The 11606-nt window shown below is 69.3% G+C and carries 14 protein-coding genes and 1 pseudogene; 10 read left to right on the top strand and 5 right to left on the bottom strand.

From position 1 onward, the window contains the following. The first annotated feature begins 147 nt into the window (after positions 1-147). Positions 148-288 (top strand): hypothetical protein, encoded by a 141-nt coding sequence (locus BCL76_RS39340; protein WP_181382892.1) that lies wholly within the window; start codon positions 148-150, stop codon positions 286-288. 425 nt (positions 289-713) lie between these two features. Here BCL76_RS39340 and BCL76_RS37040 read toward each other — a convergent pair whose 3' ends face one another. Then, a complete protein-coding gene (locus tag BCL76_RS37040) occupies positions 714-1340 on the bottom strand; it encodes a hypothetical protein (protein ID WP_109783905.1) in 627 nt (208 codons plus the stop codon). A gap of 254 nt (positions 1341-1594) precedes the next feature. After that, on the bottom strand, positions 1595-2323 hold the full coding sequence (locus BCL76_RS37035) for a GbsR/MarR family transcriptional regulator (RefSeq protein WP_109783950.1): 729 nt from the start codon (positions 2321-2323) through the stop codon (positions 1595-1597). Positions 2324-2587: 264 nt separating this feature from the next. Here BCL76_RS37035 and BCL76_RS37030 point away from each other — a divergent pair, with 264 nt between their 5' ends. The 4 genes from BCL76_RS37030 to BCL76_RS39490 all read left to right on the top strand — a co-directional run bounded on the left by BCL76_RS37030 (position 2588) and on the right by BCL76_RS39490 (position 7231). After that, positions 2588-3595 carry a hypothetical protein gene (locus BCL76_RS37030; RefSeq protein ID WP_109783904.1) on the top strand — a complete coding sequence of 336 codons (1008 nt, stop codon included), beginning with the start codon at positions 2588-2590 and terminating at the stop codon, positions 3593-3595. A 54-nt stretch (positions 3596-3649) separates the two neighbouring features. After that, positions 3650-4804 carry a serine hydrolase domain-containing protein gene (locus tag BCL76_RS37025; protein ID WP_109783903.1) on the top strand — a complete coding sequence of 385 codons (1155 nt, stop codon included), beginning with the start codon at positions 3650-3652 and terminating at the stop codon, positions 4802-4804. A gap of 974 nt (positions 4805-5778) precedes the next feature. Beyond that, the gene (locus BCL76_RS39335; RefSeq protein WP_181382891.1) at positions 5779-5919 is read left to right on the top strand and encodes a hypothetical protein; all 141 of its coding nucleotides are present in this window, start codon (positions 5779-5781) and stop codon (positions 5917-5919) included. Between the two features lie 505 nt (positions 5920-6424). Next, entirely contained in the window at positions 6425-7231 is an 807-nt protein-coding gene (locus BCL76_RS39490; RefSeq protein ID WP_219934018.1) for a DUF6234 family protein, read from the top strand. A 321-nt stretch (positions 7232-7552) separates the two neighbouring features. Here BCL76_RS39490 and BCL76_RS37010 read toward each other — a convergent pair whose 3' ends face one another. Continuing rightward, positions 7553-7783 carry a hypothetical protein gene (locus tag BCL76_RS37010; RefSeq protein ID WP_146228511.1) on the bottom strand — a complete coding sequence of 77 codons (231 nt, stop codon included), beginning with the start codon at positions 7781-7783 and terminating at the stop codon, positions 7553-7555. Between the two features lie 275 nt (positions 7784-8058). Between BCL76_RS37010 and BCL76_RS37005 the strand changes: the two genes are divergently transcribed. The 5 genes from BCL76_RS37005 (at position 8059) to BCL76_RS40585 (ending at position 9542) form a co-directional block, all read left to right on the top strand. Further along, positions 8059-8346: a hypothetical protein gene (locus BCL76_RS37005; protein WP_109783901.1), complete on the top strand. Its 288-nt coding sequence runs from the start codon at positions 8059-8061 to the stop codon at positions 8344-8346. Further along, complete coding sequence (locus BCL76_RS37000) at positions 8270-8665, top strand: DUF6973 domain-containing protein (protein ID WP_181382890.1); 396 nt, start codon at positions 8270-8272, stop codon at positions 8663-8665. The genes BCL76_RS37005 and BCL76_RS37000 overlap by 77 nt, the downstream gene beginning before the upstream one ends. 24 nt (positions 8666-8689) lie before the next feature. Then, a complete protein-coding gene (locus BCL76_RS36995) occupies positions 8690-9094 on the top strand; it encodes a hypothetical protein (protein WP_109783899.1) in 405 nt (134 codons plus the stop codon). 137 nt (positions 9095-9231) lie between these two features. Beyond that, positions 9232-9315 carry an Imm53 family immunity protein gene (locus tag BCL76_RS40590; RefSeq protein WP_375138012.1) on the top strand — a complete coding sequence of 28 codons (84 nt, stop codon included), beginning with the start codon at positions 9232-9234 and terminating at the stop codon, positions 9313-9315. Then, the gene (locus tag BCL76_RS40585) at positions 9288-9542 is read left to right on the top strand and encodes an Imm53 family immunity protein (protein ID WP_219934017.1); all 255 of its coding nucleotides are present in this window, start codon (positions 9288-9290) and stop codon (positions 9540-9542) included. The genes BCL76_RS40590 and BCL76_RS40585 overlap by 28 nt, the downstream gene beginning before the upstream one ends. A 237-nt stretch (positions 9543-9779) precedes the next feature. On the opposite strand, the gene BCL76_RS36985 is transcribed toward BCL76_RS40585, so the two are convergent. Next, on the bottom strand, positions 9780-10391 hold the full coding sequence (locus tag BCL76_RS36985) for a hypothetical protein (protein ID WP_219934016.1): 612 nt from the start codon (positions 10389-10391) through the stop codon (positions 9780-9782). Positions 10392-10700: 309 nt separating this feature from the next. Continuing rightward, a pseudogene (locus BCL76_RS40660) lies at positions 10701-11024 on the bottom strand (IS30 family transposase); the annotation flags it as partial. Positions 11025-11606 lie beyond the last annotated feature (582 nt).

Below are 11606 nucleotides of genomic sequence, written 5' to 3'. Positions count from 1 at the left end.
CATCCCCCCGACACCGCACGAAACAAGCGGTGCACGAAGGGCCAGTGGCAGACCACTTGGTACAACATCGACTTCCAGACCTCGCGAACGGAGGCGGAAGCGTGGCTGCGCACCACGTACCCGGACGCAAAGGTCGGCCGCGACTGCGTGCAGGCCGACCTGTGCGCGCACCCCGCCGCCCCCGCGGACGGGAACGACAACGGCAACGCCGACCACCTGAGCGTCGACATCCACTTCGAGGAACGCGACTCCGCGCACGTACACGTCTCCGGAGGCACATCGAACTGACGGACGTTGACGCGCCAGTGGGGGACGGCGTGGTCGGAGGTCTGCTCGTGCGAGCCGGCCGGTCGAAGATGCGGCGACCTTCGGCCGGCAGCCGGCGGTCAGTGACGTGGTCGCCGCGCAGGGCTGCCGTGTGGGCTTTGCCGTAGACGGCGTTGAGGAGGCCGAGGGAGGGCTGGTTGTCGCTGAGGGCGATGGCCTGGTCGGCGAAGACGTCTGCGACGGGGAGGGCCGCGCCTTCGTAGCCGAGGGCGATCGCGGCCGGCCCTGACCCGGACGCCGGTGGCGGTGTCCTCGGAGGCGTCGGCGGCCTTGGCGGCCATCCGGTGCCAGTGCAGCGGAGAGCCCCGGCCGGGCGGCTGGGGCTCGCGAACCCGCAGTGCCGCGGCCGAACCCGAAGGCGCCGCAGCCGGGCTCGGTCAATCCGCTTACCGGCAAGAGGCAACGTCCGCGTACCAGATCCTGCTCGGCGGTCTCCCCACGTCGGAATCGAAGCGCTTGGGCATCCCCGGCATCAGCGCGGGGCGCAACAGCCGCCAAGTGCGCTCGATCGCCACGCCGGTGAAGCCGTCGAACTCCGGCGTGACCTGGAGCAGCACCGCACCGTCTCGCAGTGTCGCGACCCGGTGGAAGTCACCGGCCGCGGCAATCGCCTCGCCGCCGCCGAGCTCGTGGGCGATCTCGCGCGGGATCACCATCAGCCATTCGTACCCGCGCAGCAGCCGCCGCGACTGCGGCAGCGTCATCGAGGGCAGCGGCGGGCCGACCCGTTCCTCGTGCTCGGTGCGGCCCAGCGTCAGGCTGTAGCCGACCTGGGCGTAGGACGGATCCACCTCGTGCGAGAAGTCGCGCAGCAGCTGCGTCATCCGCGCCTGGGCAGCCGACCCGAAGCGCTCTTCGGGGGTCTCCGCGCTGAGCCTGACCCAGTCCCTGGAGCTCTCGTCGCGCGCGACGCCCATCCGCAGGAGCTCCTGGCCGGGCATGCCTCGGTCGTCCAGCCGGTAGACCGCGATCTGGGCCAGCTCCACGTCCAGGGCCAGCCACTTGCGCAGCATCGGCAGGTTCTTGCCGGTCAGTACCCGGGAACGGTTCGTGATCCGTCCTCGACTGACGATGTGTGCGCTGAGGAATCCCCATAGCGACCCGGGCGGGCCGCACGGCACCGACTGCGTCCGTGACCGGTCACGTGGGCGCTACCCAGGGCCGGCCCTGGGTAGCGCTCACGTGCGGCGCTTCGCCCGAAGAGCAGGGAGGGCGGCACGGCACTGCCGGGCAGACGCCCAGCGGACCGACGGGGTCCTCCAACGCCTCAGCGGGACGTGTTTCGCCTCGCGGCATCGGCCTGCCGCCATTGCTCGGCCGCCTCGATCATGGTCCGGCCCACGTGCTCGAAGAAGTGGCCTATGTCTTGCATCCGGGTGCCGGCGGGTGTCGTGGCGCCGAGGACCTGGGCGCCACGCAGGGCGAAGTCGGCCAGCGTGGCGTTCTGACGGGCGCTGGCCATCCAGCCGCGGAACCAGGCATCGGCGTCGATGACGTACCGGTCGCGTCGCCGACCGGTGTCGCGTTCGCGCCTGATGAGCTCCTGCTGTTCGAGTTCGCCGACGGCCTTGGAGACGGATGCCGGGCTGACCTGGAGGCGCTGAGCGAGCTCCGTGGCGGTCAGGCTGCCTCCATCGGTCACGTACAGGCACGTCAGTACGCGGGCGGTCATCCGCGGGAGACCGGTCCCGACCATCAACGCCGTGAACTGTTCCTCAAGTTCGACGACGGCCTCCGGGTCGCGTCCGCGCGTGTCGCTCGCGGTCGGGGCGGCGGTCGGGGTCGTGGGCTGCTTGTGGCGGCGGGCGCGCCCCGTGGCGGCGCGATGGGCCGCGTCGGCCCGATATGCGGAGGGGCCGCCGTTGCGGGCCACCTCCCGGGTGACGGTGGAGATGGGCCTGCCCAGGCGCCCGGCGATGTCGGTGTAGCTGAGTCCATCCCGCAACCCCTCTGCGATCGCCTGACGTTCGTGGTGGGTCAGTCTGCCTCCGGGCATCGGCATTGCCTCCGTGTTGGGTCCGCGTGTGCGGCCAGTATTGCTTTCGCGGTCAGGTCATTGCAAGGAACTTCCGTCGGGTTTGCATTCGCCTTCATTGTCATTGCAAGAGTTTTTCGCCTTGACCTGCATACATACTGACTGGCGCGCCTTCTTCATTGACGAATGAGTGAATGCAATTTAGCTTTTAGTCATTCGCGAACGAGTGATGTGAACCGAGCCGGCCCGGACGAGGGCTGCTCGTCGCCCTGATCGGAGCCCCTCATGACGTCCTTACCCACACCCGTGCGTGGCTGGCACCGGCCGCTGCTGGTCTGTGCCGCCCTCATGTTCGGCCTGGTGCTCGTCTCCGGCGTCGGTACCCTCGTCGACACACGGACGCTGCTGGGCGAGTCGGTGTGGGTCAAGCCGCTCAAGTTCGGCTTCGCCTTCGGCCTTTACGCGGGCACGCTGGCCTGGCTGCTGACCGAGCTGACCAGGGGCCGACGGCTGGGACGCCTGCTGGGTGCCGTCTTCGCGGTGGCCGTCACCGTGGAGGTGGGAGCCATCACCGCCCAGGCGGCGCGAGGCACCTTCAGTCATTTCAACGCGGACCAGAGCGACCGGGTCACCCTGGCCCTGGTCCCCCTCCTCACCTTCGGCGTGATGGTCATCGTCATCGCGCAGTTGGTCCTCGCGGTCGTCGTCCTGATCCAGCGCACGGGCGGAGCAGCACTGAACCGAGCCATCCGCTCCGGTCTCGCGCTCGCCACCTTCGGCATGCTCGTACCAGTCTTCTGGATGGTCACCGAGATCCACTCCCGTACGGTGACCGACGCCAACGGTCACTCCGTGCAGATGTACCAGGGCCACGGCATCGGAGACCCTGACGGCCACGGCATGCCCGTCACCAACTGGAGCGTGACCGGCGGCGACTTCCGGGTTCCGCACTTCTTCGCCCTGCACGGCATCCAGGTACTCCTCCTGATCACCGCGGTACTGACCGCCTTGGCCGCCGAGCGCGTCTGGCTGCGCGACGAGAAGGTACGGGCCCGCCTGGTCGGCAGTGCCGCCCTCGGCTACACCGGGCTGGTCGCGGTGGTGACCTGGCAGGCGTGGCGCGGACAGTCCTTGATCCATCCGGATACCGCCACCCTCCTCGCCCTCGTCGCGGTGCTGCTGCTCACGGTGGGGACCACCGCACGAGTGATCGTGGCCGCCAAACGCGCCACGGCCGAGCGCATCACGGCGCAACCGGCCGGGATCCCTGAGCCCGCCCGCCTGGGGCGCTGACACCACTTCCCCGATCCGACGAACCGAACGCGAACTCCCGAAAGGAACACCGACATGACCCGTCACTTTTCCACCGAGGCGACCGCAGAGGGCACGCCGGCGGTCCCCGCAGCAGCCATCGGGGCCACCCCCGACCGTTCCGCACTGCAGCGGGTCCTGGACCGCGCCGCCGCCCCGGGCGGCGCTCCCGGCATCGCCGTCGACGTACGAGACGGCCACGGCGCGTGGTTCGGCTCGGCAGGAGTCTCCGATACCGGGACCGGAGAGGAGCGCGGGCCGTCCGAGCGGTTCCGGATCGGGAGCACGACGAAAGCATTCACGGCCGTGCTGGTCCTGCAGCTGGCGGCCGAGGGCAGGCTTGGCCTTGACGACACGGTGGAGCAGTGGCTGCCCGGGATGGTGGCGGGCAACGGCTACGACGGCCGTGCGATCACCATCCGGCAGTTGCTGAACCACACCAGCGGCATCTTCAACTACGGCAACGACGCACAGTTCTTCACGAAGGGCATCGGTGCGGCATGGTTCCAGCACCGTTACGACTCCTACACCCCCGAGCAGTTGGTCGGGATAGGCCTGGCCACCCCGCCGTCCTTCGCTCCGGGGGAGGCCTTCCTGTACTCGAACACCAATTACTTCCTGGCCGCCCTGATCGTCGAAAAGGTCACCGGCGGGACGTTCACCGAGGCACTCACCCAGCGGATCGTCCACCCGCTGAGGCTCACCGGGACTTACCTGCCGGGCACGGAACCGACCATCCGAGGGCCGCATCCCCGGCACTACTCCACCCTCTTCGCCTCCGACGCCCGGCCCGAGGTCCACGACGCGACCGAGATGAACCAGTCCTTCGCCTGGGCGGCCGGCGGCGTCATCTCGACCACCGGCGACCTGCAGCGCTTCTTCGGCGCGCTGCTCCAAGGCCACCTGCTGCCGGCCGAACAGCAGCAGGAGATGTTCACCACCGTCGACACCACTGGGCCCGTCCCGTGGATCCCCGGCACCCGGTACGGCCTGGGTGTGTTCTCCTGGGTGCTGCCGTCAGGCGTCACGGTCTGGGGCAACGCGGGTGCGACGTACGGCTCGTGGACCTGCGCCATGGGTTCTCGTGATGGCAGGCACCTACTCACCAGCCAGGTCAACGGCGACTGGAGCGGTCTGGGCGTCTTCGGCGACGTCCTCACCACCGAGTTCGGGGCGGCCGGCGGAAGCTGACGGAGCCGGCATGCGGGAACACCCGTACCGCGGAGGGCTCCGCAGCCCTGTCCTTCCCTTCCGGGGGCCGGGCGCGTACAGGACGGTACGCGCCCGGCCCGGCCCGCGTTGCGCGCACCCCGAACCCGGAGCACCGGGCGTTCGCAGTGCTCGCCTGCGGGGTCGCAACGGCGCCCCGGTCCCGAGGGGATCCAGGGCGCTGCTGTCAGATGTTCAGGCTTGGACGTCGCTGCGTTCACCTGGCCCGTCCTGCTCAGCCTCCTCGCCGCCGCAGCCGCGGTGAGCATCCGCCGTCGCCGCAGAGGCCGGCATCCGGTCACCAAGGCCTGACACCGGACCGGGACCGCCTTACGAACTGTGGGCGGCCGACCCGAGCAGCCGGACACCGGCTGCCGGTGGATGCGTATCGCGGCGTCTACGGGGGGCGGGCGCGCGAAAGCCGCCGGTCCTCCTCACGCCTGCCCGGCGGTATGCCGATTGCCTGTCTCGGACCAGTCAGCTCATGACACGCACCTCGCTGACCGCCCGGCCGCTCGCGTGGCTGGGCACCTGGCACAGCCCCTGCCCGGCCCCGCGCGTCCGACGGCGTTCACGGCGCGACAGCCATGTCCTGAGTACCCGTGCTCATGAGCGGAGGCCTCTGGGCTGCGATCGTCGATCCATGAACAAGATCTACCCGGTCGCGGGTGCGGCCTGCACCGGAGTCTTCACCGGGTGGCCGGCCACCGGGCTCTGGCAGTGGGCCATACAGGCGGACACCCAGTCCTGTGCGGACAGCGTGTCCCTCTGTCTGACGCCCTATCCCCTGGCCGGTCTGGGCTCATGGCTGATCCTGAGTCCCCTCACGTTCTTCCTGGTGCTGTGCCCTGGGCGTCGTGCCCCGCGTGACCACGGTGCCGGCATGCCTCTTCCTCCAGACGGCCGCGCCGGCGATACTCGCCCCGCTCTCAGCCGAGAACTACCCGGAACCATCAATGGCGCCCCAGGACCTGCTCGGGCAGGGCCCCGCCCTCGTGGCCCTGTGCACCATTCCCGCATGGCGCCGCGCGGGACAGGTAGGAGTGGGCACCTTACTGCTGTCGTTCCTCCTCCTCCACCACTTGATGGTGGGCTGACCGCGTCGTCCGGGCGCACCGCACGATGCCGACGAGAACATCAACCCTGGCCCGGGTCAGCTGCGTACGCGAAGACGGACGCGGCAGCCTGCTCGTCAGGAGACAGGCGCTCGGGCACAAGCGCTACGGGCCGGCGCATCTGCCGAAACGGAAGCGTCGCCAAGCCGGGACCGGTTCAGCAACAACCCGGTCCGATCCCCCACCCCACCCGGCAGACTCCGCAAGCCGCAGGCCGCAGGCCGGCCTCGCCCGGACAGGAAAATCCAGTGACGTTCACACATGGAGAATTGCTCGGGGCGGCAACCCGCATGCTCGCCTACCTGGTCGGCACACTTCTGCTCTGCGGAATCGTGATCACCATCGCGGTGGCCCTCACGGTCACAGTCAAGGAACGCATCACATCCCGGTGCCGGTGAAGACCGGCCATCCCGGAACGCGGGTCTGTCGGCCGCCGGTGAGTACGCGTACTCATGCCTGCCCGCGGCAGACTCGACATGATGCGGCCATGACGGATTCCCTCACTGAGCCTCGACTCCGGCGTGGCCGACGACCCTGGTCGCGCCGGACGTCCCGCGGCGCAGACCTGACCATCGGTATCTCCCTCTTACTGCTCGGGGTGGGATGGCTCGCCCTGGACTACATGTTCGGGCACGGCATGGAGGTCTGGGCCGCGCAGGGAGACCGGGAGCGGATCGACGCGGCAGACCTCGCACATATGGCGCGGACCCAGGACTACCTGGTCGCCATGCTCGTGGTCGCGGCCCTCGCGCTCGTGTTCCGTGCGCCCTGGACGGCACTGTCGCAGTTGCTCGTCGCCGCCCTGGCAGGAGCGCTGCTGGTGACCGCGCAGCACAGCTGGGACCGCTCCCATCCCAGCCCGGCCGGTGCGGCGTCGCAGGGTGCGGCTTCGCATTATCGCGAGAACAACGCCTTCCGCATCTCAGGTGAGATGTCTCCCGCAAGCGCGCAGGACGCGCAGAAGGAAGCCGACCGCATCGAGCCTGTCCTCAAGCGGCTCTGGGAAGGCGGGACGTGGAATCCGCAGAGCGTGCGCGCGGCGCTGCTCGAGGCCGGGTTCCAGGAGGAACGGTTCGGGCCGAAGGGCGAGTGGCTGGGCGGAACCCTCAGCGTGCGGGACATGGGGCCGCGCTTCGAGACCGACCACTACGTCTGGCCCGAAGGCGCATTGGTCGGTGTCCGTGTCCACGACGACGCCTGCGTCACCGCCTTCGCACAGAAGACCAACTACCAGGTGAAGACCAACGGCCCGTACCCCGAAGGCGGCTGCTTCGAGCCGCGTGCCGGCCACTGACCAACCCAATCACCGGCCCGTCTGGGACCCGTGCGGCGATGCGGACACGGCCTGGCCGCGAAGGGAGCGTCGGCGTCGAGGCGCCCGGGGTCAGTTGCTCGGTGCCGGGACCGGCCTGGCCGGCACCTGGTCCAGGACCTGGGTGAGGAACCGCGCCGGATCCGTCGCTGATGCCATGTCATGGGCATCGCGGCAATCCCGTCCGAACGGACGAGCATCGCCCCATCACCGGGCAAGAGTGGGTCCCGGACACCCCGGAGCGCCGACGACGATCCACCCGGCCGTTGCGGGTATGCGTACGCCGACCGGGGAGTCGGGGGCTCAGTCGCCCAGGTGAGTGAGGGGGAGGTTGGGGTCCTTGGCGGCCAGGTAGGAGGCGCTCGTGATGTGGACGGTGTGGCCGCGCAGCGCGATGGAGGTCGGTCCTTGGAGGCCGTCGGCGGAGGTCAGGACGGTGGTGTGGGTGCCGTCGCGTCCACGCCCGCCACGGCCCGCACCCTGGGCCGGCCCGGCCGCGGCAACCGGGTCCTGGGCGACATCCGCGTCGCCCACGGCGACATGGTCCAGGGCGCCACCACCTTCACCACCGCCCGCACCGAAACCGAACAGCACGGCAACCGGGGCGAGCAGGCCATTGCCCAGGCCATCCTTGCCCTCGCCTACGCTTCACCGGCCCCGACCGGGCCGGAGAGGAGATCACCCTCGCTGAGCAACACCTGGCCGGGCTCGACCAGCGCGCGACCGCCCTCACCGTCCAGGTCTCCGCCCTCGCCCGACAGACCGGCACCCTGGCTACCCTCGACGGGGCCCGCAGACTGCGTACCGAGATGCACGACGCCTACATCACCGCGGCCCAGGCCATACTTGAACTCGCACTCGTCTTGCACCACGCCGTCACCGGCGAGCAGTACAAGGCTCGGGCCGCCACAGCCCGTCTGACCGAGCCCACCCGGACCGGCGACTACCGCTACTGCGTCGGCGCCGCTCATCACATGGCCGGCCTGCGGATGCCCGAACCCTCCGCGGTGTCCTGGCTCGATGGCCCTGGCACCGTCCGCGCCGGCCGGCGCGACCTGGTCCAGGCCGGCCGCGACCAGTTCCGCGCACAGCGGTAGCGGGTCCAGGTCTCCCGTCCTCGGGCGGCAGAACGCCTACCGGCACTTCACCTGGCAGGCCGTGATCACGGCCAAGCACGGGGCCCGGACCGCCAAGATGGTCGCGGACGCCCACGAGGCGTACGGCGACCGGGAAGGCCACAACTATGCTGATCACCTCTCGGACCTCGTGAACAACGAGTACGGCCGCCAGATGGGCGAGAAGATCGCCGCAGCCAACTCCGGGGCCTCGGAGTCCCAGCTCAGGGACGCGATCACCAGGGAAGCAAAGAACTACACGCCAAGTGGGAACTATGCCCGACTCAGTGACTTCGGGTAACCCGCTCCAGAAGGGAGATGTCGGATGAGGAGTGGCGTCCGTTTCCTGATCGGCTCACTGGTGGCCGTCCTACCGCTGGCGGTGTCCTGCACCGTGCAGACGGACGAGGACAGGGCGCGGCAAGTCGTCGGGGCCTGGAAGTCGCCGACCCTGGGCACGATCCAGTTCCTCAAGGACGGTGCGCTCGGAGAGGTGAGCCTGCCTCCCAGCGTGTGTCCCAACGGGGCGTGGTCAGCCGACACGAAGTTCACCGGTACCTGGCGACCCTGGCATCTGGACTCCGTCGGGCCGGCTACGGAGGTCACGTTGACGGCCGCCGCCGGTGGCCCGAGGTGCGACCTGTTCTTCCTGTACTCCACGGATCAAGGTCAGGCACAGCTCGGCATGGCCTATGCCCCGGAGGGTAGTGAGCCCTTCGTCCGGCAGTAGACCAGCAGGCCGGTCATCGCGGAGAGCCTGAGCCTTCGCACGAGGGGTCGTGCTCATCCCACCGAGGATGAGCACGACCCCTCTTAGCACCCTGGCGCCGGTGGCCGCGCGCGGTCCCAGCAGTAGCCTCTGCTGTCATGAGCGATTCGGAGCAGCACCTTCTTGCCTGGCTGCAGGACTGGTACGCGAAGCAGTGCGACGGCGACTGGGAGCACGAGTAGGGCGTGAAGATCGCCACGCTCGACAACCCGGCTGGACCGTCGAAATCGATCTGGAGGAGACGGACCTCGGGGGATGTGAGTACCCTCGCCAAGACGTCGATCGCAACGCCCAGGATTGGGTCCGGGCCTGGACCGCTGAGAAGACCTTCCACGCGGCGTGCGGCCCCGGGAACCTCGGCGAGGCCCTTGCGATCTTCCGTACATGGGCGACCACCAGCGCTCCCTGACGCTGCAGGGACAGATACCGGGACCCGGCGAACCCTTTGCGGTCAGAGCAATGGGCGACCGTGGTGTGGAGCTCGGCGGTGGATGTCGGGTGGTGCCGCACGCCGCCGAGCAGAGCGTTATCGGTGGTTGAGGACGGTTCGTCTTCCGCGATCGCCAGGCTGCCGAAGACTTCCTACGTCAGGGGGCGCGGCCCCCGGAACGATGCTGCCGGGGTACGAGCGGCGCCCGCTGCGAGGCTACAGGTGGGGCAGGACGAAGTCGTACCCGGCCATGCCGTGGGCGTTCCCGGCAGGACAGGCGCCGTTGGTGGGGTAGCCGTAGTAGTAGAGCCCGTAGCACTTGGGGCAGAACCGCCAGTTGCGCTGCGTGCCCGCGGTCTCCGGGATGTCGTGCGGGAGGACGAAGTCGTAGCCCTGCATCGCGTGGGCGTTCCCTGCGGGACAGCGGCCGTTGTCCGGATAGCCGTAGTAGAACATGCCGTAGCACTTGGTGCAGAAGCGCCAGTTGTGCTGGGCGGTGGACGTCTCGGGGACGTTGTACGGGAGGTTGAAGTCGTAGCCGGCCGCGTCGTGGCCGCCGCCGGCCGGGCAGGCGCCGTCCGTGGGGTAGCCCCGGAAGAACATGCCGTAGCACTTGGTGCAGAACCGCCAATTGGCCTGGTTGGCCCGGACCGAGGCGGTCCCGGCGGGCGAGGAGGCCGTCGCGGGCGAAGCCGCCGCCGGACCGGCCGCCGCCCCGATCGCAGCCGCGCCACCCAGCCCGGCCGCGAGACCCAACGCCCGGGTCAGCACATCCCGCCGCCCCGGCAGCGACTGCGGATCCTCGTCACGCACCGTCAGGAAACCCATGAGTGTCCACCCTTCCACCGACCACGCCGGCGAATCGACACGCGAAGCCCGACCAGGCATTCGTCACTCCGAGTATTCGATCATCGCTATGCGTGGTCAACGGAGCGTAGGAGCGCACCAGGCCAACCCGACGCGCCCCCGCGCTCACCCTCACGAGCACTCCCCCGGCCCCCGACCCGGGCGGTGGTGGCAACGTCGCCGGGGGGCTACGCCGGGGAGTCGGCGGGCCGGGGCGGTGGGCGTGGCTGGAGGCGAGCAGGCCCCCCGCAGCACGGCGGCAGCCCTGGCACAGGCCGGATACCCCACGTCGGACACCTCACCCGGATTGCGTTCCGCGCGCGGTGTCGCCATCTCGCGCAACCGGTCGTCGATGTGGATCCGGTCGGCCTCGGACAGGCACCGCGACGGCACGGAAGGCGGCTCCACCGCGATGATCGGTGGAGCCGCCTTGTTACTGCCGGACGCGCCGCGTCCGTAGCGCCGGCGTTTCCCGGTCCGCCGGTTGATCCTGACGATCCGGCACGCTTCCGTGTTGCCCACGCCCTGCTGCACGAGCCGGAAGTATGCCGCCCGCTCAGCGGTGAGCTCCTTCCGTCCCTGCGACTGCCGGTCCTCGCGGATCTCGAAGTCAATGCCCTCCTTGAGCTGGGGTGTTGCAACGACTCCCAGAACCTGCGGCAGTCTCTGGGGCCTTCCGCTGTCGCCCTGGGCCGGAAGGGCCGCACGGCGGTCGTGCGTGGGTGCTCAGTGCGGCCCGAGCACACCTACTTCAGAGATGTGAATTCGCGCTTTTCCGGGCTCGTCTCCCGCCACAGTACGGTCACACCGTCGATCGTTCCGACCCAGAGCGAGCCGAAGCATCCGGTTCCGAACTTCAGCTGGACCCTCGTCACCCCCTGGCCCGTATCGAACGACGACCAGCTGCCGGCTCCCGGATCCGGGACCCCTTCACGACAGTCTTCCTTACCGAAGCCGACACCCTTGGATTCGAATGAACCGTCCGCCTTCAGGGCGACTTCACTTCCGCCCGCTCCCCAGGAGCGGACCAACGAGTCTCGATCGGCCAAGACAGCCTTCGGATACCCCGCCCCGGCGTCCTCAAGGGCCGCACAGGAAGACACGACAGGAGCGGAAAGAGCCAGGAACAGTACGGCCGCTCGAATCGATTCGAGGGTTCTCATCTATGCGGACCCCCATAGTTGTAATTTCGCGGAA

This window comes from Streptomyces sp. CG 926, from assembly GCF_003148825.1.
Lineage (GTDB): Bacteria > Actinomycetota > Actinomycetes > Streptomycetales > Streptomycetaceae > Streptomyces.
The sequence above is the reverse complement of the archived record's forward strand: the minus strand, read 5'-3'. Positions and strand labels throughout refer to the sequence as shown.